Here is a 21702-nt window from a genome sequence, read left to right as displayed (position 1 = left end):
ATCCTCCTTGACTGACGGTTACTCTTGCAAATACGTGTTAACCTTGTTCTGAATGACCTTCGCAACTTCTTCAGCGGACTTCTGACCTTGGAAGAACGATGCTGTTTCTTCAGCAACGATATTCGTGATTTTCAAATCGCTTTCTGCATATACGCTAACATTGTTCAAAATCTTCTCCATAGCCGTTACATCCTGCTCCGTGGCAGGTTGAACCGTCGCTGCTTTGCCATTAATCATAAGCTTCATGCTTTTGCCGCCGCCTTCACCGCCTGTTCCGAGCGTTTTCAAGAAGTCGATTTGCGCCTTAGCTCCGGTCTTATTAACGGCAATCCCCGTCAACTCTCTAGCCGATTGCATCTCATCGGACAGCAAGTACTTCACGAATTCCCATGCTTCCTTCTTGTTAGCTGATTTGCTGTTGATGGCAAGCGGTAACGACGAGGTAAACTGAGTTCCTCTGGCTTCGCTCTCCGAAGGCAAGTTGTAGTACCCGCCTTTGCCCTCAAAATTCATTTTCGGCATCGTATACATATCCATGTACATCAGAACGTTCCCCTTCGGTTGGAAAACGACATTGTTAGGATCGGAGTTATCCGCAAGAATGACCTTATCGTCATACATGGATTTCGCAAGCTTAAGCATGTTAATGAAATCAGGTGTATCAAATTTGGCTTTCTTCGCGCCGACATCAGCGAATTTCGAGAAGCTGCTGCCCAGCATCGACGTGATTAGCTCGGCAGGCTCTATTTTGCCCATGGGATACGTGTCTGGCTTACCGTCATTATTTTTATCTGCGACCATAGCACTGGCCTTTTTCTTAAAATCTGCCCAAGTCCACTTGCTGTCATCGATCTGTTGACTACTCAATAAGGCTTGATTGCCCAGCCACATATTCAATCCCACTTTAATGGGGACCGCATATAAGGAACCGTTATATTTCATAGCATCGAAAATACCTGCGTAATAGTTATCCTTTTTGAACGAAGCATCTTTACTCATCAGGTCGCTGATATTCTCCAGAAGCTTCTTGTCTGCATATTTCTGATAAGGAAGTCCGCTCGTCACGATGATATCCGAAGCTTTGCCGCTCATGAGCTCAGCTCCTACTGAACTGGCGTATTTCTCCGTGTTTTTCGGATCTGGCTTCTGCATGATCATCATCTGCTGCCCCTGCCCCTGACCTTGTGCTTGGCCTTGTGGCGCCGTTTGAGGTGCTGCTGCATACTCTTTTATGTTAATTTTGGTGTCTGGATGCAGAGCCTCGTATTTCTGTTTAGCTAGCTCGAGAAAACGATCGGATGTCATCACAGATAGTGTGACTGTTTTGTTCCCGGCAGCGGGTGCTGCTGTACTTCCTGTGCCACCCGATGTTGTCGTCGTATTGGACGAACAAGCTGTCAGAGATAACATAGAAACGAGCGAGCAAGCGATGACCGATTGTTTAACTGTAATTTTGCGCATAAGAAAATTCCACTCCTTTAGATGGGTTAAAATGAATAATAGCCACGGTGCATAGCGCACCTACTACCGCATAATCCAGCGGTTCAATCTGATAAGACAATCCTGCCCACTGGGCCATGGCGAAAATGAAGACAGCTGCAACGGGCACATACATGAATATGCGTTGCAATTGGGTATACACGGGTACTCGTTCCAGCACCCATAACCGGATGCCAAGCAAGAGCAGCGGCAAGCCGAACAGCATGCCTCCTACGAACAACCGGCCTGTTAGCCCATTGGCGGCATCGATCAAAAACTCCTGCGGCGATGGAACGTAGCCCATCTGTGCCGCTTCCTGCTGCCATAGGCTGTGCAGCTTTTCCATGTAAAACGACAGATCAATGATCTGCTCCGGCACCCATTCCAGCGGGATGTAGAGGTGAAACCGGATGCCTTTCCAGAGGGCAATAATGCAGGCGCTCATACCGAGTACAGCGAGTGTGCCTATTAACAGTGCTGATTGTTCAAGAATCACGGCATCGATCCAGTTATCTCTGGTAAGTCTCTTTTTTAAAACAGCTTGTATGGTTAAGCATTGTCGTATGATCAACCGCACAAGGATGTAGATCGCGATCATCCCGCATACAAACAGTTGAACCAATCGCCACTGCGCCATTCGTTTATGAGCAAGCTCGTGGTTGACAATTTTGAATTGCCCAGGGTTGTGACCGATCGAATTGAGCACCTCGTTCACTTGGCTTTCTCCCCCAGCAACTGCGCTAGGCTTGCCTGCCATTTGAATGGTTTCAATCCTCGCCTCTGACTGGATATCGAATAGCGTCGTGACGGGAATCAGCACATTTGGACTGCCATCGTCAGACATCTGCCGAAGCAGAGAGCCTTCATCCTCGAACACCCCGACGACCGTAAAACCGACACCGAACAGCTCAATCGTTTTACCTACGACCTGATTCGAACGAAATAGCTGCTGAGCAACCGTAGCGCTAACTAAGGCTACTCGGCTGTGCTCATCCACTGAGTTTTGTGCGAAGGAAGCGCCGGCCTTCAGCTTAATTTGGTTAAAATCTGTATAAGAATTGTTAACACCGAACACATCCGTGTTTAGCTTTACTGCACCATATATCGCTCGCGTTTGCTCTCTCGCTGCATAAGCGATCGGCAGTGGTGCCCACTTTTTGGTCAGCAGCTCAGCATCTTTCAAGAACAAGCCCGCTGGGCTTGCTCGCGCAGCCGATGGATCCACGTTTACCGTGATCTGCTGCATCCCATAGGAGCCGTTCGTCTGGTCCCATTCGCTAACAACGGAAGCGACTAATCCGCTGCTGGCCAGCAGCAACAGCACACCGACAAATACCATCCATGCTGCCAATCGGGAACGCTGCATAACCTCCCTCCTCCCTGTTATTCATTCGCACGCACACGGTCCCCTTCCGCAATCGATTTCGAACTCGAGACGATTACTTTATCTAGCGGCGTAATGCCGTTTTCGATGGATGTTTTCGTATCATCCGCATCTCCGATCTGTACATTCGCCCGCTGCGCAACATATTCCGTGCCTAGCGGACCTTTCTTTTCTTTGAGGAGCAGGACGTACGTCCCCTGATCATCCTCCCGTACAGCATCGTTAGGCAGGAGCGAGCGGAACGAGGCTGTTTTTTTGACAATATCGAACTCGCCGGTTTCTCCCCCTTTCAGTCGATCATCCTTCAAGGTGAACGTAATTTCTTTCCCTTTTTGAGTCGACTGATTGGACTGACCAGAGCCGGAAGAGCTTACTGCATCCCGAATATCGGTGATTTGCGCTGGAATTCTGGCATTGTTTAACGTGGCAAAAATAAGCTCCGTCTTATCACCCACAGCGACATATGGCGCTTTCGCATCGTCAATCGTGGCCTTCATCTGCTGGCCCCTGGACAAATCGGCAATGCTCACGGCAGCTTTTCCGCTAGGAACAGGAGCTCCTTTCACTGCGTTTACGGCCGTGACAATCCCGCTGACAGGTGCGACCATCCGCGAAAACTCCCTAAGCTGACGCTGTTGATTGGCAATCTGCCGCTCCAAAATTTGCATATCCAGCTGCGTACTCTCGATATCGCGAGCGATGCTGCGCATTTGCTTCTCGTCACTGCTGCGGAACGTTTCCTGATAGCTTTCCTGGAGCTTCTCCAAGCTCAACTGCTTCTGCGCATATCGCGCCTGATTATCTTTCAGCGAATCTTCCGTCTCTCTTGTTTTAAAAACAACCAGCTCTTGTCCAGCCGTCACTTTATCGCCGACTTTCACTTCGACCTCGCTTGCGCCCCAGTTGGTCTCCACATAGACATCTGCTGTCTCAGCCGATTCCACGCTTCCCGAGCCTGTGACCTCATGTGACAATGTGCCGGCGAGCGCCTTTTCCGTGGTCACCTCAGCCAGCGATATACCTAGCAGGGTATTGGAAAAGAACGTCAAGGCGACCATCGCAATAACAAAGGTAACGATTGCCTTTCTAATTCCTTTCTTCTTGGCGCGTTCGCCGTCGGCGGCGGCCATTAATGCTTCCATACAACGTTCCTCCTATGTGTCATCCATCTCACCTTTTTACCCTTTTATCCCTGACAACTGGATGCCTTCGACCAAATATTTCTCCGCATACAAAGCAACCAGCAGCGGTGGCAGCATATACACCACGGATGCGGCGAAGGCAATGCCTCGCTCCTCGTCGCCAATGACGGCTAAATACACAGATAACGGCTGCTTGATCGCATCATTTAAAAAAATCAGCGGTTGTTCCACCATATTCCAATTATCAATGAAAACGAGGATTGATAGCGCCGCCACACCTGTGCCGCACATCGGCAGCACAATTCTTGTCCATATGTAGAAGTGACTCGCCCCATCCACACGCGCAGCTTCGATATAGCTCGCAGGCACGACCATCATGAACTGCCGCAGCAGGAATACGCCGAAGGCACTGAAAATACCGGGGTATATAATCGAGCCATACGAACCTATCAGCCCTAACTTATCTGCGACAATGAAATTGGGCACCAGCGTGACCTGAAAGGGCATCAGCATTGTGACAATGTACAGGAAGAAGAGCGGCTCGCGAAATCGAAAGCGCAAATGGGCGAAGGCGTACGCGGCTAGCGAAGCTACAACCAGTTGACCCGCGATGATCGGCACTGTCATTTTCACCGAGTTCCAGAACATGAATAGAAACTGCGGCCTCCCCACCAAAACCGCATAATATTGCGAGAGGGTTACGCGATTAGGTATCCAAGCCATGGTTATGAAATCGCCATCGTCTGTATCGCCCGAAAGTGCAGCGTAGTTGCTCGTAATCTCCTCTTCCGCCATGAAAGAGTTGCTTATCGTCAGCACCATCGGGAACAAAAATCCCCCCAGCAGCAAGATTAGTACGGTCATAAGCACGATTCGCGCGGACTTTCGCCCCATACGGACAGTTAGCGGCTTTATGCGGCTTGCTTGCATTTGATATCTCCTTTCCAACGCGATTCCACCGTTATCCGATGGACTTGCTGATGCGCCTCTCCACTACAAAAAGTGTCAATACGAGTACTACGATAACCAGAGCCATTAAAAAAGCAGCAGACGTTAGCTTCTGATAATCCAGTGATTTGAACATGTTGTTCATATAATGCTGCAGCATATAAATACTTTCATCCGGGTAATTGCCGGCAATTAAGTACGTCTCACGAAACATTTTAAAGGAGTTAATAATCGACATGATGAAAACAAAGAAAGCCGTTGGCGTTAAATAGACAAGCGTAATCGATCGCCACTGCCGAAACTTGCCTGCTCCATCCATCGATGCTGCCTCATAGTAGTCGTTCGGAATATTTTGAAGGCCTGCAAGGAACAGGATCATATTGTAGCCGATGTTTTTCCACAGATAGACAATGATCAGCACATACAAGGAGGCTTCGCTTTCCATCCAATCGTGAGGACGTATCCCCCAGCCGGCAAGCCACGCGTTGATCGTCCCATGCAGATCGAATAGCGCGTTCCACACCAGCACCACGGATGCCACCGGTACAACAAGCGGACTCAAGAACGAGATCCGGAACGTTTGGCGCAGAGGAAGCTTGCGATTAAGCAGCATCGCCAGCCCTAGTGCAATCAACATGTTCAGCGGCACACAGATCGCCATAAAAAGACTTGTATTCACGGCTGCCCGCCGAAAAATGGGATTCCCCAGCAGCTCGCGATAATTCGCTCCCCCCACAAAAGAGCCGTTAATCGGGCTGTCCATGAGCGAATAATAAAACCCCATCCCAAAGGGGATTAAGAAAAACACTGCAAATCCTGCCAGGCTCGGCAATAGAAATAGAAGTGCTGTTAGACCCTCATTGTTGCGTAACCACTTCAGCACAAAAGCGTTCCTCCTTCCCTCAGAACACATTCTCTCATTCGTAAATTAGAAATGGATTAGAAGGAAAGAGAGATCAGGTCCTTTTCGGCAACCAGCATACGCTCCGTCGAATGAAAATTGCAAAAGTGCAACTTTGCTCTATCAAATTCGCGATTTCAGCTAAAATTGATGCGAAAAGGCATCAATTTGTCTGTTTTCAGCTTTTTTTAGACCTTTTCGCCCCGAAAGGATGCCTTTTTGCAATTATTTGGAATGTTACATTAAACACTCATGTAAAGGATGCTCTTTTGCATCTTTGATAGCTAGGAAACAGGCCTTCGACAAAAAAAAGCCCAAGACATCGTCTTGGACTTTTCATACCGGTTATTCCCCACGCCTAGTTCCGTTTCACTTCCTCAGTCTAACTTTACCCGCCCTGGCGAATCGTAAATCGCATCCGATCCGCCCCGCCTGGCACATACAAATAAACAAGCTCCAAATACCCCTCACGTGCAGCGATTGTCGGACCCGGCGCTTCCGCTTCTACCGCAAGCTCGATTCCTGGCTGTTTCCACAAAGTTGGCGTCAAGCCTGCGGCATCCAGCTCGCTCCCTCTAAACTCGAATACCAATTCAATCGGCTGCTCCGTCGTAAAATGCACATCAATCCGCAGTCCATCCTGATCTGCCTGTGCATTGTACCTGATTCCTCGCATATGCTTGCTCCAATGACCGCCTACCTCACGGCGCCCAAGTCGTACCGAATAGACCTCACCCTTTCCACTCTGCCAATGAATGGTAGCCGGATGCAGCTGACCACTCGTGTTCTCACTCCCCGAAAGGCCGCCCATCATGTAGTTCTCCGCAATCCAAGCCGTAGCCGTACAAAGTGGCGTATTCTCTCCAGGCTTGTTTCGCTCACATAGCTCGCGGAATTGCTTCGTCACTTGTCGCGGTTCGCGGTGCTGAACAAGCAGCGGTTTCACGCTATCCGGCACTCGTCCACCTACATAAATGAGCAGCGGATCCAGCTCCTCATCGTCGCCATGTTCGATCATGTGCTCATAACCCGCTCCCAGCGCGAGATACAGATGAGCACCCAACGAGCTGTGATGCAGCATTTCCATTTCATAGGCGCGTGTATAGGGACCGGATAGATTTTCGAGATTTGGATTATAAAATAACGCAATATTTTCCCATAGCCCTTGCAGCACTTGGTTACCAACTTCATGAATAGCAGCCGATTTGCCGAAGGCACGCCATAAGCCCAACGCCGTCAAATCCACCGCATAATAGGTCGCTGAATTAAACTCCGCAAAGGAGTTTAACTCGCTAAAATGCGCCTGAAATTTGAGAATTTCCTTTTGCGCATGCTCGGTCCACGCTGCATTTCCAAAGCGATCCCCGAAGAAATCAACGATGAAGATATGCATCAGCTCAATATTCGTATTCATCGGAATCGCGTCAGATAGTCGTCGATCGATCGAAGCACTTACCGTTTTGCCCATCGCCTCATCCATCTGTGCTACAAGCTCAGGAGACAGCTTCTCCTCGAACAGTCCCAGAATCGCTCCGAACGAACAAGCTATGAACTCTCGCCAGTTCGGATCATAGCTTGCCCACACCCGAGGGAGCACGCGATCCACCGCATTCCGAAATTGCTCTTGTACGCCATCCTGGCCCATTATCTTTTCAAGCTCCGTGCCAATACGCGTCAACGTCTCTTCTAGGTAAAATGCAAAGCCCGGCGTGTCCACCTGTTGCCAAGGATAATTCCCTTTCGGCGGATCCAAGTCCTTATCTGTGCGACGGAAGGTGCCATGATAAATTTCATCAGGCGCATCCAATTGCAGGCGAATGATGCTGTTGATGAGGTCGCTTGCCCGCTCCACATCCCCTGGTTGATCCCGAAGCAGAAGTCCGAACGCATAGTGCGAACTTGCGCGAGTGTCATATTTATGGGATAAATTGCGAAGCAACTTCATTTCCCCGTCATAGCGAGCGTCACAACCTTTTAGATAATACCGCAGTGCAAAAGTCTGTTTCTCATTCAATTGGATCTGTACCATCTATCTTCCAACTCCTTCTATATGCGACTATCCTTTGTTGTCGATTATACCTTGTATGTACACATTGTTGGAGTACGAAAATACGCCAAATGCAAAAAGCCCCCAACCGCCAGCATCCTGCCAGCGTTAAGGGACTTCCTACTATTTTCACGATCATGATCGTTGTCGCCTTGCCGATTTAAGCCCTATTCCTGTATACTTTGGCTGTACCGAGGCACTATCATACCAACCGCCCGAGAGGAAGTGACCCTGATGTCCTATGTTCAGAATAATATCGGTTTGAACATTTTGCCGCTTTATTTTGCCTGCCAGCGAAAAACGATCGGAACTGAACAGTTTCAGGGTACGTTCCACGCCCATCAAGGGATTGAAATTTTAATCGTTCACGAAGGCCAAGGCACGCTCATTGTTGATCAGAAAAGCTATGAAGTGACTTCCGGTATGCTATGCGTCTTTCAGCCCTATCAGCTTCACCACATTCAAATGGATCCCGAAACGCCATTCGTGCGCTCTATCGTTCATTTTGAGCCATCCGTATATGAAGCCTACTTCGAGCAATGGCCGCGGTTGTTGGCTTTTTTCAAGCATATTCATACAAATACACTGCAAGCCCCTTGTCTTTACGAACCAAGTGTGACGGATCAATTTCTTATGCTTTTACAAAGCCTTGCGAGGAAACTGCCTTCCTTGAACAAACAAGATGAGATGGAAGAGTTTTCACTTTTTCTCATCGCCTTCTTTCGCAGCCTCATGCCGCTGTGGGAACGACACGAAGGTCAGACACACTCAGGCACCACACGCAAATCCCATCAAGCCGAACGAATCCTCAACTGGCTGGAGGAGCATTACACCGAGCCGTTGCGATTAGAGACGATGTCCGCTGAGCTGCATCTATCTCCTTATCACTTGTCTCATTTGTTCACTGAGTGTACCGGCACCAGCATTTCCGATTACGTTACAGCAAGAAGATTACAGCAAGCAGTCAAGCTGCTAACGTCGACGGATCAGACTGTGGCTCGCATCGGCGAGGCCATTGGTGTAACGAATTGCTCATACTTTTGTAAAATGTTCAAAACCCAGATCGGCGTGACGCCGTACCAATTTCGCAAGCAATATCAGCGGGGAAATAACGCAGCCGTTACTCGGCAGTCGTTATAATCATCGCATCGAGCTGTGCAATCAGGCATAGCTCTGCTGCTTTAAACGTATGCTCCTGCGTCATCGCAACTTCCGTACGATTCAAGCAATCCAGGATCAGCTGGCCAAAGTAAGGGTAACCGACTTGACCACTAACGGCAAAATGCTGCTCCCCATCCTTATTCACGAGGTACACATGATTGCTCGTCTGTTCTCTGGCGATATCGACGTATTTGCGAAGCTCAATATACCCATCGCTCCCTAGAATCGTCATGCGGCCATCGCCCCATGTGCTTAAGCCGTCTGGCGTCATCCAATCCACGCGGAAATAGCCGGTTGCGCCATTGTCACCAACCAACGTAGCATCCCCGAAATCCTCAAAATTCGGATGCTGCGGGTAATTGTAGTTCGCGACTTTACTGTGAACAACCTTCGCGTCTTTTGCCCCCGTAAAATACAGGAACTGCTCGATCTGATGACTTCCGATATCACATAGAATGCCGCCGAACTTCTCCTTCTCAAAAAACCAATCCGGTCTGCTCGACAAACTAATGCGATGCGGCCCTAATCCAATGACTTGATGAACGCGACCGATCGCGCCTTGTTCGATCAATTGACCTGCGAAAATCGCGCTCTCCACGTGCAGACGCTCGCTGTAATACACCGCATATTTCTGTCCAGTCTCTGCTACCTTCGCACGCGCTTCTTCTAATTGCTCCAGCGTTGTGAACGGGGCTTTGTCTGTGAAATAATCCTTCCCGCTATCCATCACCTTGAGCCCCAGCGGACCACGATCACAAGGAATCGCTGCCGCGGCAACAAGCTTCACTTCTGCATCCTGTAAAATCTCTTCCAACGAGCTTGCCGCACGTACGCCAGGGTATGTGCTCAAGAATTTGTCCACTTTGGCAGGGTCTGGGTCATACACCCATTTCAATTCCCCGCCCGCTTCTCGCAAACCATTGCACATTCCATAAATATGCCCATGATCCAACGCCGCCGCTGCGAAAATAAACTCCCCTGGCTTACAAACTGTATTAAAGCTCCCTTGTGGAGCGTAATTCATGCCATCACTTTTTTGCATTATCGTCAGTCTCCTCAAATGTTATTTAAATGTACTTCCCGTTGTAATTGTTTGTGGCGCAAAGTTTTCGATGGATGTGTTTTTCTCATAAAAATGAGTCGCATTCGCCTGCACTCCGCTTCTCGTGTAGAATGCATCATCCGCGGCAAGCGGGAATATCACAAGCTCGCCTGTGCTCGCTGATTTGTAAATCCCCGTGATCAGCTCCAACGTTTGACGGCCGCTAATTCCATCGATCAGCACAGGAGCGCCGGTCTCAATCGCCGTTAGCACATTATCGATTTGACCTGCATGTCCTACGTACTTCACTTCTGGCAAGCTTTCGTAGAATGCTTGTAGCTCTTCTTCTAGCTCCTTGTTCGGCTCTGGGAAACCATTCGACGTCGAATTCGACGCGGTCACCTTCCATGGCGCAGATACACGTGCTTTCGCACCTTGGAAAATCAACTGCTGCTCCTCGCCGTGATGGACGACCGAGCTCGTTATTTGGCCTAGGGAACCGTTGGCATAGCGCAGCATCCCTATCGACAGATCCTCAACCTCTGCGTTATCGTGCGACACATTGCTCATGAACGCTTGGACTTCCGTTGGACTGCCCATCATCCAGAGCAGCGCATCGATATGATGCACCGCATGGTTCAGCGTCGGGCCGCCGCCCTCCTTCTCCCACGTGCCGCGCCACCACAGATCGTAGTAGCAATGGCCGCGCCACCAGAAGGAATCGACTTGGACGTGGACGATTTTACCCATCAGGCCGCTTTCCAGCACGGACTTCATTTTCATCATCGGCGTCTTGAAGCGGTTCTGCGCTACTACAGACAACAACTTGCCTGTCCGCTGCGCAGCCGCATTCATCAAGTCGCACTCCTCGAGCGAGGACGCCATTGGCTTCTCCACCATGACATGCGCGCCTGCTTCCAGAAACTCAACCGACAATGAAGCATGCGTATACGGCGGCGTACAGATGGAAACAAGATCAATGTCCTCTTGCAGCAGTTCCTTGTAGTCCTTCACAGCTCTGGCATTTTTCAGCTGAAAATGGTCAATTCGCTCCTGCGCTTTATCCACATAAATATCGCTAATCGCGACGATCGTACAACGCTCCGGGAATTGTAAATACGCTTCAATATGCGCCTTCGAGATCGCACCTGCTCCAATAATAGCTACCTTCAGCATCTACTTCATCTCCTTGTTTCTTGCTACTTGTTGCTCCAAGCATACCAAGAATGCGGTTACAAATGTGACGCTATTTTGTGCAAAAATGACGTTACTTTGCGGTTTTGGCAGGTCTTAAGGTGCTCAAGAGCAGCACTAACTGTATAAACTGCAGCTAATTTCGGCGGATTTCACATTATTGAAGAGATGACTGGAAAAGCTGCAGTTAATTCAGAGGAAATTTGAAGAATTGTGCTGCTGGCGGAAAATTAGCTGTAGGAAATCCAGTTAGTCCGTTAGATACGAGATATTTGCTTAAAATAGATGGAGGAAATCCAGTTAGGTTTGTTGAGGCGTGTTTGTGGTTTGCTGGTGCGGTTACATATGAGCACACTCATACCGATGCCCACACCGATCAACAAGTCAGCGTGGGCATCGGCGTATTTTTTCAAACAAAGTATTTTATTTAAAATAGTACCTTGACAGTCATAGTAGTGTATCGTATTATGTAAATGTGAGGTGAAGACATGAGCGAAAACAAACTAACATCAGACCTGCTCCGCGGACATACAGATACAATGATTTTAAGACTTTTATCCGAAGCTGACCGCTACGGGTACGAAATTGTCAAATTGATTGCTGAACGCTCGGGTGGCGAATATGAATTAAAAGAAGCCACGATGTACTCCAGTGTACGGCGGCTTGAGACAGACGGCGATATCGAGTGGTATTGGGGTGACGAATCTCAAGGCGGACGGCGCAAATATTTTAGGATTACTGAAAAAGGCAGAAATGCTTACGTACGCAACAAGAACAATTGGGAGTATTCGAAGCGCGTGTTAGAAAACTTATTATAAGGAGAGATGATGAGATGAATCAGAAATTAACGAACTATGTGAACGGTGTTTTCACACCATACGATGGGGTAAAGAGTGTTACTGAATTAAAGGCAGACCTGCACTCCGATTTGCAAGAGAGATATCGTGAGCTTAAAGCTGAAGGCAAAGACGATGAAACAGCTTTTAATATGACAATTGAAAGCATCGGCGACATCGAGCAAACGATTCTGGAGGTCTCCAACCTCTCCCGCTCGCTGGAACGCCAAGTCGTGACAAACTTTAGTGCGAGCAACTTGGCCATGGGTGACTTTGCAGGCGTTAAGGCTCATAAAGGCCAATTTAATGCTAGCGCGTTACGCGGTGCCGACTTTGCGGGAGCAGACTTGACCGGCAGCTCGTTTAAGGCCAGCGACACACGTGAAGCCAATTTTGATGGCGCTAATCTGACAGACTGCCTATTCTCCGCGAGTGACCTAACCAATGCAAGCTTCAACGAGTCGATCCTTGTACGCACCAACTTCAATGTTTCCGGGATGGAAGGTGCCAAAATCACAGGTGCCAAACTGACTGACGTCACGCTAAGCAAGATCGACCTTAGAAAAACAAGCTTCGAAGGTTGTATCTTTGACGGCGTGGACTTCGAATATTCCGACCTCAGCGGGGTAAATTTTGACGGGCAAACCTTTATCGGCGTTAAGTTTGATAAATCAGCAGTAAACGAAGTTTCTTTTAAGGGCGCTGTGCTCATGAATGTATCTTTCCAGGCGTTCTTTTCATTGACCAATAAGTATTATCGCGCCTTTAAAACCATATGCTTTGACGGTGCGGTCATGGATAAACTGACCTACGCATCGCTTAAAGGCATGGGAGCCGATTTGTCTAAAGTTACTGTTCGATAAGGAGGAGAAGTTTATGCACAACACTTCAATTAAAGTGTCAGGTTTGCAGAAGTCTTACAAGGATCTTCAAGTCCTAAAAGGTGTAGATTTCGAGGTGGAAAAAGGCAGTATTTTCGCCTTACTTGGCTCTAATGGAGCTGGTAAGACTACGGTTGTCAAAATCCTTACCACCCTGCTCAAACAAGACAGCGGTACTGCCACCGTAAATGGATTCGATGTAGCTTCAAAACCCGAGAATGTTCGCCAAGCGATCAGTCTAACTGGGCAATTCGCCGCGGTGGATGAGATTCTAACGGGACGGGAAAATCTCATCATGATCGCTAAGCTGCGATACCTCAAAAATCCGCGTCAGGTTGCGGACGACTTGCTTAAACGCTTCGGCTTGACAGAAGCCGCCGACCGCAGGGCGTCTACTTATTCGGGTGGTATGCGCCGCAGGCTCGACATCGCCTTGAGCCTTGTGGGTAATCCGCAGATCATTTTCCTCGACGAGCCGACGACTGGGCTTGATCCCGAGGCGCGCATCGAAGTTTGGAAGGTTGTTAAAGAGCTCGCGGGCAGTGGCACGACGGTACTCCTGACCACGCAGTATTTGGAAGAGGCTGAGCAGCTTGCCGACCGAATTGCCATTTTGCATGAGGGTAGAATTATCGCCAACGGCACGCTTTCCGATCTTAAAAAGCTTTTCCCCTCCGCAAAAGTGGAGTATGTTGAAAAACAACCATCCTTAGAGGAAATATTCCTCGCAATCGTCAGCAAAAAGGAGGCCATATAAATGGAGACGGTAAAAAATCATTTTTTCACTGATATAAGCGTAATGCTTGGACGTTCTATGCGCCATATTTTCCGCAGTATAGACACCATCATTACGGTCTGTATCACACCAATTGCGATGATGCTGCTGTTCGTCTATGTGTTAGGCGGTGCCATTCAAACCGGAACAGATAACTATGTGAACTATCTGTTGCCAGGCATACTGCTTATGGCGATCGCTAGCGGAATAGCTTATACCGCTTACCGCCTGTTTATGGATAAGCAACGGGGCATATTTGAGCGGTTTCACACCATGCCGATTTCACGTTCCGCCTTACTTTGGGGGCATGTGCTGACCTCTTTGGTGTCCAACGCCATTTCGATTATCGTCATCATTCTAGTAGCGTTGATTATGGGTTTTCGTTCGTCCGCTGGAATTCTGCCGTGGCTTGCCGTAGCAGGTATACTCGCATTGTTTACACTGGCCTTAACTTGGGTCGCGGCGATTGCCGGACTGTCCGCAAAAACGATAGAAGGTGCAAGCGCGTTTTCTTATCCGCTTATTTTCCTCCCGTTTATCAGTTCGGCGTTTGTGCCTACCGAGTCGATGCCGTCGGTCGTTCGCGCCTTTGCCGAAAACCAGCCGGTGACCTCGATCGTGAACGCTATGCGTTCGCTACTGGCGGAGCAGCCAGTGCGCAATGATATATGGATTGCACTAGCGTGGTGCGTAGGGATTTTGTTGGTAGCATATTTCTTTGCGATGAGGGTTTATAAAAACAAGGTGTAAAAACAAAAAAAGAGACCCACAGCAACGGGCTGTGGGTCTAAGTTTATATTTTAAAGGGGGTCGACTTTTATTATAGTATGAAATGATTAATGCCAGATGAAAATCAGATTTCATTTGTGTAACAAATGTTTAACCGTACCATTAAAGCGATAATGTAAAGAAATATTTGTCCACATACTAATCGTATAAATAAATTGGTGACACCAATGTTATTCCTTAATAATGAGTCTCAAACCGTCGTTAAAAAGGTCATCTGCGGTACGACCTGAGTTGAAATACTCTTCAATTGCCGCCATTGTAGTTGGATGGTCTTTGGTGAACAGTTCAATGTTAAAATTCTGATTCAAATCCGGGTCAGGTAAAGTTTGTTCTTCAATCACATGCCCAAAAGTGAAGTGAACTGCTGTCAATACAATCAACCGAGACTCTCGTAAACTGACGCCAGCCGTTAGCAGTGTTCTAATGGACTTTTCCATCACATCTGACATGGTAAGGGAGAAATGCGCTCCTGCGACGACCCTTGCTCCGTCAGTGTATGAGAGCAATACTCTTCTCAACTGATTCAATACATCAAACAGCCATTCTTGCCAAGGCTGACTTGAATCTCGTTGAGATAGCTCTTTATATACAGGATGAATTATACGTTCTGTCATTTCATTGACTAGATCAGCCTTATTCTTAACATGCCAATAAAGCGTAGGGGATTTCACACCTAGCTTATTTGCCAACGCCCTTAAACTGACACCTTCGATACCAACTTCATTTAGCAACTTCAGAGCCTCTTCTACTACAATATTTTTATTAAGTGCCATCTATTTTTCTCCTTAACATTTTCTACTTAATATTCTAACACAACTTGACAATCTAACATATGTAGAGTAAATTTTAAATAAACATCTATATATGTTAGAGTTGTTTTTATCCGATATAGAAGCTGCATGGAAACGTGATAATTATTATGGCAAAAGACCAGTAATTGAAGGAGATTAAGAAGGAGGCTGAGAAAACATGTTAAATTTCACTAAACGTTGTCATCGAATAATTGTTCAAAATATCGCTGATAAATTTGGACTTTCAGAAGATTTGAGTCATCATCAATCCGGGTGGCAAAAACAACATCATGAACGTGTTTCCAAACTTCATAAAATCACTAATAATTGGCATCAATCTAACAATTGGAATAATCAGCATAATAAGAAGGTCGCAGAGTTCCATAAAAATCATGCCTCAAAAATAGAAGCTGGTGAAAATGGAAACGGCTTGTTAGCTCGGTGGGAAAGATTTGTCTATAATAAAGGTAAGTCTTTGTTCAAGTCAGCAAAATAGCCTAACTTTTTTTGAAATTAACTGTTCCTTTGAGAACAGTTTTTTTGTTATTCTTCTTCAAATAATCTGCCCGTCCCTCGTCGCCCCATTTTTTTGAGATAAGTCTATATTACAACTTTTGACAATAAAAAAAAGCCGCAACTACGCGACTTTTTAATGCATGTTCTACTCAAAGGCCGATCTCACCCCGTCATAACTCTCTCCACAGGATAGTGAATCTTTGCATCCTTCAGACCGCCGCCAATGAAATACAAGCAGGTTGTTAACCCGATTCTTCCCAGAAACATCAGAAACATAAGTATACATTGCGCAAATATACTTAGATCCGGTGTTATTCCTGTAGACAGGCCTACCGTCCCGAAGGCGGAGCATACCTCTAACACAATGGCGATAAGCGAATGCTGCTTGTCGGTAAAGCAGATTGCAATAACCGATAGGCTGCACAGCACAAACGCCAGTAACGTAATAGCCATTGCTTTTAAAACGTCATCCGGATGAAGCTCCCGATTGAATACTTTGATGGCACGGTTTCCTCGAGCAAAGTGATAAATAAAAAGCACATTCAACGCAAGTGTTGTCGTTCGGATCCCTCCGCCTACCGAATTCGGGGATCCACCAAAAAACATATAGAGACTCATCAGCAGAAGTGTCGGCATTGTAAAATCGTTAATATTCATTGTCGTAAGCCCAGCGCTTCTTGTTGTTGTCGATTGGAACAAAGCATAGAAGAAACTCTCATGCCACGACAAACCCTTAAAATAATGGTGATTTTCAAACAATAGGATCAGCAATGTGCCTATCACAAGCAAAATGCCATATGTTAATGTCGTTAACTTTGTGAATAAGGAGAATCGGAAAGGAGGATCTGACTTCCTCCTAAGATGTGTGAAATAGGCTTTTACCTCAATTAACACCGGAAACCCAATCGCTCCAAAAATAATGAGCGCAATCGTAACCAGCTGCACGAAATAATCGTGCGCATAAGGTGTTAGGGATTGTCCCGTGATATCCATTCCAGCGTTTGTCGTTGCACTGACTGCTGCAAACAATCCCTGAAGAAACGCCTCCTGCCAGCTATCATAATAGGCCAAAAAACGAATTCCGAAGATAAGCGCCCCTATTAATTCTGTTATAAGTGTGAACCGCAAAATTTCTTTCACCAATTGAACGAGGCCCGATAATGCGAACTGATTGTTATCCACCATAATCATGCGGCGTTCGCGTAATCCGATTTTTCTACCCACCAGAAGCCAGAAAAACGTACTCATCGCCATGATGCCGATCCCCCCGAATTGCAAGACGAGCATAATGACGAAATAGCCGAATACGCTGTAGCTTTCAGCAACATTAAATACGCCTAGCCCCGTGTCACTTACGACGCTGACGGCCGTAAAGACAGTATCAAAAAATGTAATTGTAACGCCAGGTTTATGCACTGCAGGAATACTAAACAGTAGGATGGATAAAAGAACTGCCAATAAATAATAGCCGGTAATCACTTGAGCAGGCGATCGCTTCTCGATCCAATTCTGCAATTTATTCCACATGGGCAACCTGTTCCTTTCACGCTTTCATTACATCGCGAATTTTCAATATTTTGGTTTGCCCATGATACTGATTGAATATTCCCAGCCATGTATAAACCAAACAGCTAAAACCAACATTAACGAAGTTACTTTAACCTTAATGCCAAAGGAGACTTCGTCATGCAACAACAAATGCAGCCCAATTCTCAAACGCAAGCTACGCCTAGTACAAACCACGGCGGTCATGAGCTTTTCGATTTACATGAAGTGTTGGCTTGTACCATCAATGTGCTGGACCAATTCATGATGTTTCGACAGTTTGTACAAGATAGCGAGCTGCTGGACATTCTCGATCGTCAATACCAGTTCACACTTGAGCAATACAATTTAACCGCGGAGTGTTTCACAACGGGACAAAAGCCAAGCCAAGAAACATCCACGTATATGATTAGGCAACTTTCACAGCCGATCTATGGCATAAAGCCAGTCCAACCCAAAAAGCCAAACCAATCGCTCGCTGATGTGAAGGATGCAGGAATAAGCGGGCATATGCTGGGTCTGATCAAAACGCACGCATCGTTGCTCACCATGACAGCCGTAGAAGTGACAAATCCCGTTGTGCGGCGGGTATTAGCCTCTCAGGTACAAAATTTCATCGAAATGGCTTATGAAATTTTCCTTTATCAAAATAGACTTGCCTACTACCAAGTCCCACAATTAGAAGCTTCCGATATGCAAAGCATGCTGACAGCATTCGTCCCCGCAACCGGGGTGCCACAAATGCCGCCTAATAACAGAGCAGCAGCGTCGCTACACTAGCATTGCGGCATACGAACAGTGACAACAACACGAACAAGCTAACTTGGTGGCAGTTAGCTTTGTTCGGCATTGGCTGCACAATAGGAACAGGTTTCTTCCTTGGTTCCGGCATCGCCATTCAAAAGAGTGGGTTTGTGGTTGTTTTTATATTTTTATTAGCAGCGCTAGCCACCTTATTTGTATATGAAGCCTTAGCACAGATGACGGCCGCTAACCCGGAGAAAGGGTCATTTCGAAATTATGTTAGGGAAGCCTATGGCCGCTGGGCAGGATTTGGCGTGGGATGGCTGTATTGGTCCTCGGAGATGCTCATTTTAGGTAGTTCTTTAACGGCAATTGGGATATTCACGCAATTCTGGTTTCCCAATCTGCCACTTTGGTTGTTAACTGCGATCTACTCGCTCCTTGCCCTCCTTGTTGTTATCCTTGGCTCGCAAGGAATTAACAAAACCGAGAATATATGCGCTATCGTCAAAATCGCGGCAGTGCTCCTATTCATCATCATCGCAGGGATTGCGTTTATCAAAGGTACCCATGGCATAAACTCTATTCAAGGTAGTAGCGTTCATTGGTTTAGTTCAGGTTGGACTGGTGCATGGAAAGGGCTTTTGTATGCGTTTTATGCGTTTAGCGGCATTGAGGTCATGGGCTTCATGGCGATACATTTACGGCATCCCCAAGACGCACCTAAAGCTGGGAGACTCATGTTGCTAATAATCACAGTCCTCTATGTGATTTCCATTAGCTTGGCGCTTCTTTTTATTACCAAGGAGCAGATGACACCTGATAAAAGCCCGCTGCTTCTCTCTCTAGGTATTATGGGGTTTCCTGTGCTAGTGCACATCATGAATGGGGTTCTGGTGATTGCCGGGTTTTCTATCCTCGTTGCCTCGCTATACGGTGTATCTACGATGTTAGTTGCTTTAGCGGAAGGCGGGGATGCCCCGTCATGGTTGGCCGATCGGAAAGGCAAGAAACAGTTGCCTCTATATGCACTTGGAGTGAATACAATAGGGCTATGCGTTTCGATCATCCTTGCGCTGGTGATACCGAGCCAAATCTTTGAACATTTGACCACCGCTGGGGGATTGGTTCTCCTCTATACGTGGTTGCTTATCGTTGCATCGTATCTCAAACAACTACGGCCAGGCATCAGTGGACAGCTTAAATCCTGGACCGCTATTCTTCTTATCATGGCAGCAGCAACAGGACCAATCCTGGAGAAAACCGGGAGAACCGGGTTTTGGACTAGCCTGCTTATCGTCATGGTAATTGTACTAATCACACTGTGGATGAAGCATAACTCGACACGAAGAGAACCTGCGTAACGATATCCTATTTATGAAATAGTACGCCAACAGCTTTAAGTTTATTTTTCATATACGTGTAGGGACATTTAGAAGGGATGCTTTCATCATCACGCAAAAAATATTGCTTCCACTCTTGATTATCCTCTTGTCCGTACCATTTCAGAGAGGGATGTGCGGGGATACCATCGTACGCCACTAATTTCTCGCGAATGCGTCTTTTCATATTCCGTCCAAAAGGGGTCGAATCGTTGATTTCTTCAAACACCCAGCGAGGTTGGAAGGCAATGAGGAAATGTGGAAACATCCGGCTCTTTCTAACTTCATGGGCTGGTGTGCCGCAGAACGAGAAATACGGCTCCCCATCACAACAAAATTCCCATGAATGGTGCGAAGGATCCTTTGAAATATGTTCAGGCCAAGGTGCCTCATCTTTAGCGCTAGCCCCGCTTAGAACCGACCAAAATAGCTGCTCGTAGTCTTCTACTGAGTAGCTATTCAGCATGTCTGCAGGCGTATGGAAAAAAATAACGAGTGAGGCGAATTTCCCTGTTTCCCGTGAGCATCGTCCATATGCCTGCAGGAGCTGGACAACGTCAAGCGCAGCTTGCTCTGATCTTGGATCATCTGCAAAGCCAAAGCGCAGGTTGTTGGTAAGGAAGCCTTGACGGCCGGGTATACAAGGGTAAGTATTTTCTGAATCTGCAATCATAGTGCCGAATTGACGGAAAGCGTCCTGCTGCCATGCGGCAAGGGTGCTCATATGTGTATCAAGCCAGTCTTTGGCATAGAGATCAGCCATATAGAAATAACCTCCTTCGTGAGTACGAATGCATACTATGCGAAGGAGAATAGATGGGTGAGTGTCCCGGTTCGAAGGTATTACTTAACTCATTAGCTGCTGATAAGCTTGATAGCCAAAGTACATTCCAAAGCCAATGAGACTAAGGCCAGCTGTTACAGAAATGATTTGCAGCGTAGTACGATTCCCGAACTTGTGAAAGGAGCTGGCGAGCGTAGCCATAGCAACATCCCATAGAAGGATGCCGGCAAAGATACCTGAGCTATGCCAAAGCACTTGATTAAGGCCATAATTCTGCACACTTTCAGCTAAAATAGAGCCATAAATGCCCAGCCAAAATAAGATATTGAGCGGATTGGTAAGGGCCATGAAAAATCCGGAACGAAAGGAATTTACGCTGGATTGTCCCCCGCGAGGGCTGGCTTCCTGAAATATCTTCACGTTTTTTAGCGTATCAATGCCCGTGTAGATCAGTACAAAACAGCCAAACAACCATAGAAATGTTTTCATAAACGGGGTGGTCAAGAAGTGGGCTAATCCAAAATAAATAAGCAGCATATACAGCAAATCGGCACACATCGCGCCTAAACCGATCAACCACGCTTGCGTAAAGCCAAATCTGGCTCCCTTGTCTAGTTGAGCAGCATTAATAGGTCCGATGGGCGCCGATAACGAAATGCCAAGAAACAAATAAGTGAGAAAATCATGCATAACTTCGCCCCCTGAACATCAAATAACTTGTACAAGTTAATGTATGCCAGGTGCTAGTCCCTTAGAAGATCAGATGATGTCAACGCGAATAGGTGTACATTTGTAGCCATTGCAGAGACTTTCTGCGCAGGGACAAGCAGATATAGCAACAATCAGATCCATTTCTGCACGAAGCTCGATATAATCTCCAGCTTTGGATAAAGGCCTCTCTACAAGGATTTGTCCGGATGGCTGAATGATGGTGTTCATGAAAATATTAAAAGGATAATGCTGATCTGGCGCGGGGATCTCAAATGGTGCCAGTGCTTCATTTAAGTTCATATAGCAGCTGGCGTGGTCACGCTTATTGTACAGCAACTCGTACATTTCAGGCCGACATGCCGAGTTAATAAAATCGTGCTGCCCTACCGTATCGCTAATGATCGTGAGCATTGGTGTGTATTTATTGGAGTAAAGGGTATCGCCGGGCTTCACTTTCATCGCATGTAAAGCGTCCATCGTCACACTAGGATCAAGCCGCTCGCTGATATCATCCCCACGATAGGCCACAAAGTCGGCAACTTGTTCTCCCTCTACATCCGTCACCCGAATCACTTGGCCCCTCTTGAGCCGAAGTCCGAGACCCTCTGTAGCCGGGATTTGCCAATGCTGTTTGCTCATTCATGTCCTCC

The 21702-nt window shown here is 47.1% G+C and carries 22 protein-coding genes; 9 read left to right on the top strand and 13 right to left on the bottom strand.

Translation table 11 applies throughout. The features are described from left to right. Nucleotides 1–18: 18 nt before the first annotated feature. From AC58UX_RS28510 to AC58UX_RS28485, 6 genes are all read right to left on the bottom strand, one after another. A complete protein-coding gene (locus AC58UX_RS28510; protein ID WP_497259087.1) occupies nucleotides 19–1461 on the bottom strand; it encodes an extracellular solute-binding protein in 1443 nt (480 codons plus the stop codon). After that, nucleotides 1442–2845: an ABC transporter permease gene (locus tag AC58UX_RS28505; protein WP_497259085.1), complete on the bottom strand. Its 1404-nt coding sequence runs from the start codon at nucleotides 2843–2845 to the stop codon at nucleotides 1442–1444. The genes AC58UX_RS28510 and AC58UX_RS28505 overlap by 20 nt, the downstream gene beginning before the upstream one ends. 17 nt (nucleotides 2846–2862) lie before the next feature. Further along, nucleotides 2863–4005 (bottom strand): efflux RND transporter periplasmic adaptor subunit, encoded by a 1143-nt coding sequence (locus tag AC58UX_RS28500; RefSeq protein ID WP_497259083.1) that lies wholly within the window; start codon nucleotides 4003–4005, stop codon nucleotides 2863–2865. 36 nt (nucleotides 4006–4041) lie between these two features. Further along, entirely contained in the window at nucleotides 4042–4935 is an 894-nt protein-coding gene (locus AC58UX_RS28495; protein WP_497259081.1) for a carbohydrate ABC transporter permease, read from the bottom strand. 31 nt (nucleotides 4936–4966) lie between these two features. Then, nucleotides 4967–5836 (bottom strand): carbohydrate ABC transporter permease, encoded by an 870-nt coding sequence (locus tag AC58UX_RS28490; RefSeq protein ID WP_497259079.1) that lies wholly within the window; start codon nucleotides 5834–5836, stop codon nucleotides 4967–4969. 406 nt (nucleotides 5837–6242) lie between these two features. Continuing rightward, nucleotides 6243–7883: a DUF8769 domain-containing protein gene (locus AC58UX_RS28485; protein WP_497259077.1), complete on the bottom strand. Its 1641-nt coding sequence runs from the start codon at nucleotides 7881–7883 to the stop codon at nucleotides 6243–6245. A gap of 252 nt (nucleotides 7884–8135) precedes the next feature. On the opposite strand from AC58UX_RS28485, the gene AC58UX_RS28480 reads away from it, so the two are divergent. Next, entirely contained in the window at nucleotides 8136–9041 is a 906-nt protein-coding gene (locus tag AC58UX_RS28480) for a helix-turn-helix domain-containing protein (RefSeq protein ID WP_497259075.1), read from the top strand. On the opposite strand, the gene AC58UX_RS28475 is transcribed toward AC58UX_RS28480, so the two are convergent. Continuing rightward, complete coding sequence (locus tag AC58UX_RS28475; RefSeq protein WP_497259073.1) at nucleotides 9022–10104, bottom strand: Gfo/Idh/MocA family protein; 1083 nt, start codon at nucleotides 10102–10104, stop codon at nucleotides 9022–9024. The two genes, AC58UX_RS28480 and AC58UX_RS28475, sit on opposite strands and share 20 nt — an antisense overlap. Nucleotides 10105–10125: 21 nt before the next feature. Then, complete coding sequence (locus AC58UX_RS28470) at nucleotides 10126–11280, bottom strand: Gfo/Idh/MocA family protein (protein WP_497259071.1); 1155 nt, start codon at nucleotides 11278–11280, stop codon at nucleotides 10126–10128. Nucleotides 11281–11501: 221 nt separating this feature from the next. Here AC58UX_RS28470 and AC58UX_RS28465 point away from each other — a divergent pair, with 221 nt between their 5' ends. Genes AC58UX_RS28465 through AC58UX_RS28445 form a run of 5 tightly spaced genes read left to right on the top strand, consistent with a single transcriptional unit; the run spans nucleotide 11502 to nucleotide 14540 of the window. Continuing rightward, nucleotides 11502–11729 (top strand): hypothetical protein, encoded by a 228-nt coding sequence (locus tag AC58UX_RS28465; protein ID WP_497259069.1) that lies wholly within the window; start codon nucleotides 11502–11504, stop codon nucleotides 11727–11729. A 57-nt stretch (nucleotides 11730–11786) separates the two neighbouring features. Continuing rightward, nucleotides 11787–12116, top strand: coding sequence for a PadR family transcriptional regulator (locus AC58UX_RS28460; RefSeq protein ID WP_497259067.1), 330 nt, complete (start codon nucleotides 11787–11789; stop codon nucleotides 12114–12116). A 14-nt stretch (nucleotides 12117–12130) separates the two neighbouring features. After that, entirely contained in the window at nucleotides 12131–12997 is an 867-nt protein-coding gene (locus AC58UX_RS28455; RefSeq protein ID WP_497259065.1) for a pentapeptide repeat-containing protein, read from the top strand. Between the two features lie 13 nt (nucleotides 12998–13010). Further along, complete coding sequence (locus tag AC58UX_RS28450) at nucleotides 13011–13772, top strand: ABC transporter ATP-binding protein (protein WP_497259063.1); 762 nt, start codon at nucleotides 13011–13013, stop codon at nucleotides 13770–13772. Next, nucleotides 13773–14540: an ABC transporter permease gene (locus AC58UX_RS28445; protein WP_497259061.1), complete on the top strand. Its 768-nt coding sequence runs from the start codon at nucleotides 13773–13775 to the stop codon at nucleotides 14538–14540. It begins immediately after the preceding gene. Nucleotides 14541–14749: 209 nt separating this feature from the next. Here AC58UX_RS28445 and AC58UX_RS28440 read toward each other — a convergent pair whose 3' ends face one another. Next, complete coding sequence (locus tag AC58UX_RS28440; RefSeq protein WP_497259059.1) at nucleotides 14750–15352, bottom strand: TetR/AcrR family transcriptional regulator C-terminal domain-containing protein; 603 nt, start codon at nucleotides 15350–15352, stop codon at nucleotides 14750–14752. Nucleotides 15353–15548: 196 nt separating this feature from the next. Between AC58UX_RS28440 and AC58UX_RS28435 the strand changes: the two genes are divergently transcribed. After that, nucleotides 15549–15866, top strand: coding sequence for a hypothetical protein (locus AC58UX_RS28435; protein ID WP_497259057.1), 318 nt, complete (start codon nucleotides 15549–15551; stop codon nucleotides 15864–15866). A gap of 182 nt (nucleotides 15867–16048) precedes the next feature. Here AC58UX_RS28435 and AC58UX_RS28430 read toward each other — a convergent pair whose 3' ends face one another. Further along, complete coding sequence (locus AC58UX_RS28430; RefSeq protein ID WP_497259055.1) at nucleotides 16049–17413, bottom strand: TrkH family potassium uptake protein; 1365 nt, start codon at nucleotides 17411–17413, stop codon at nucleotides 16049–16051. 159 nt (nucleotides 17414–17572) lie between these two features. On the opposite strand from AC58UX_RS28430, the gene AC58UX_RS28425 reads away from it, so the two are divergent. Together AC58UX_RS28425 and AC58UX_RS28420 are read left to right on the top strand one after the other, a co-directional pair. After that, entirely contained in the window at nucleotides 17573–18211 is a 639-nt protein-coding gene (locus AC58UX_RS28425; RefSeq protein ID WP_497259053.1) for a spore coat protein, read from the top strand. 2 nt (nucleotides 18212–18213) lie between these two features. Next, the gene (locus AC58UX_RS28420; RefSeq protein WP_497259051.1) at nucleotides 18214–19539 is read left to right on the top strand and encodes an amino acid permease; all 1326 of its coding nucleotides are present in this window, start codon (nucleotides 18214–18216) and stop codon (nucleotides 19537–19539) included. A gap of 7 nt (nucleotides 19540–19546) precedes the next feature. Here the strand turns inward: AC58UX_RS28420 and AC58UX_RS28415 are convergent, their stop codons facing one another. From AC58UX_RS28415 to AC58UX_RS28405, 3 genes are all read right to left on the bottom strand, one after another. Continuing rightward, entirely contained in the window at nucleotides 19547–20320 is a 774-nt protein-coding gene (locus AC58UX_RS28415; protein WP_497259049.1) for a YqcI/YcgG family protein, read from the bottom strand. A gap of 84 nt (nucleotides 20321–20404) precedes the next feature. Beyond that, complete coding sequence (locus AC58UX_RS28410) at nucleotides 20405–21031, bottom strand: LysE family translocator (protein WP_497259047.1); 627 nt, start codon at nucleotides 21029–21031, stop codon at nucleotides 20405–20407. A 69-nt stretch (nucleotides 21032–21100) separates the two neighbouring features. Further along, nucleotides 21101–21691 (bottom strand): DUF1989 domain-containing protein, encoded by a 591-nt coding sequence (locus AC58UX_RS28405; RefSeq protein WP_497259045.1) that lies wholly within the window; start codon nucleotides 21689–21691, stop codon nucleotides 21101–21103. Nucleotides 21692–21702 lie beyond the last annotated feature (11 nt).

It is taken from the genome of Paenibacillus sp. J22P90 (genome assembly GCF_059692195.1).
This window is presented reverse-complemented; position numbering and strand designations above follow the sequence as displayed.

Coding starts and splice junctions, on each gene's coding strand:
- AC58UX_RS28510 (WP_497259087.1), bottom strand. CDS start 1,461: ATGCGCAAAATTACAGTTAAACAATCGGTCATCGCTTGCTCGCTCGTT.
- AC58UX_RS28505 (WP_497259085.1), bottom strand. CDS start 2,845: ATGCAGCGTTCCCGATTGGCAGCATGGATGGTATTTGTCGGTGTGCTG.
- AC58UX_RS28500 (WP_497259083.1), bottom strand. CDS start 4,005: ATGGAAGCATTAATGGCCGCCGCCGACGGCGAACGCGCCAAGAAGAAA.
- AC58UX_RS28495 (WP_497259081.1), bottom strand. CDS start 4,935: ATGCAAGCAAGCCGCATAAAGCCGCTAACTGTCCGTATGGGGCGAAAG.
- AC58UX_RS28485 (WP_497259077.1), bottom strand. CDS start 7,883: ATGGTACAGATCCAATTGAATGAGAAACAGACTTTTGCACTGCGGTAT.
- AC58UX_RS28480 (WP_497259075.1), top strand. CDS start 8,136: ATGTCCTATGTTCAGAATAATATCGGTTTGAACATTTTGCCGCTTTAT.
- AC58UX_RS28475 (WP_497259073.1), bottom strand. CDS start 10,104: ATGCAAAAAAGTGATGGCATGAATTACGCTCCACAAGGGAGCTTTAAT.
- AC58UX_RS28470 (WP_497259071.1), bottom strand. CDS start 11,280: ATGCTGAAGGTAGCTATTATTGGAGCAGGTGCGATCTCGAAGGCGCAT.
- AC58UX_RS28460 (WP_497259067.1), top strand. CDS start 11,787: ATGAGCGAAAACAAACTAACATCAGACCTGCTCCGCGGACATACAGAT.
- AC58UX_RS28455 (WP_497259065.1), top strand. CDS start 12,131: ATGAATCAGAAATTAACGAACTATGTGAACGGTGTTTTCACACCATAC.
- AC58UX_RS28450 (WP_497259063.1), top strand. CDS start 13,011: ATGCACAACACTTCAATTAAAGTGTCAGGTTTGCAGAAGTCTTACAAG.
- AC58UX_RS28445 (WP_497259061.1), top strand. CDS start 13,773: ATGGAGACGGTAAAAAATCATTTTTTCACTGATATAAGCGTAATGCTT.
- AC58UX_RS28440 (WP_497259059.1), bottom strand. CDS start 15,352: ATGGCACTTAATAAAAATATTGTAGTAGAAGAGGCTCTGAAGTTGCTA.
- AC58UX_RS28435 (WP_497259057.1), top strand. CDS start 15,549: ATGTTAAATTTCACTAAACGTTGTCATCGAATAATTGTTCAAAATATC.
- AC58UX_RS28430 (WP_497259055.1), bottom strand. CDS start 17,413: ATGTGGAATAAATTGCAGAATTGGATCGAGAAGCGATCGCCTGCTCAA.
- AC58UX_RS28425 (WP_497259053.1), top strand. CDS start 17,573: ATGCAACAACAAATGCAGCCCAATTCTCAAACGCAAGCTACGCCTAGT.
- AC58UX_RS28415 (WP_497259049.1), bottom strand. CDS start 20,320: ATGGCTGATCTCTATGCCAAAGACTGGCTTGATACACATATGAGCACC.
- AC58UX_RS28410 (WP_497259047.1), bottom strand. CDS start 21,031: ATGCATGATTTTCTCACTTATTTGTTTCTTGGCATTTCGTTATCGGCG.
- AC58UX_RS28405 (WP_497259045.1), bottom strand. CDS start 21,691: ATGAGCAAACAGCATTGGCAAATCCCGGCTACAGAGGGTCTCGGACTT.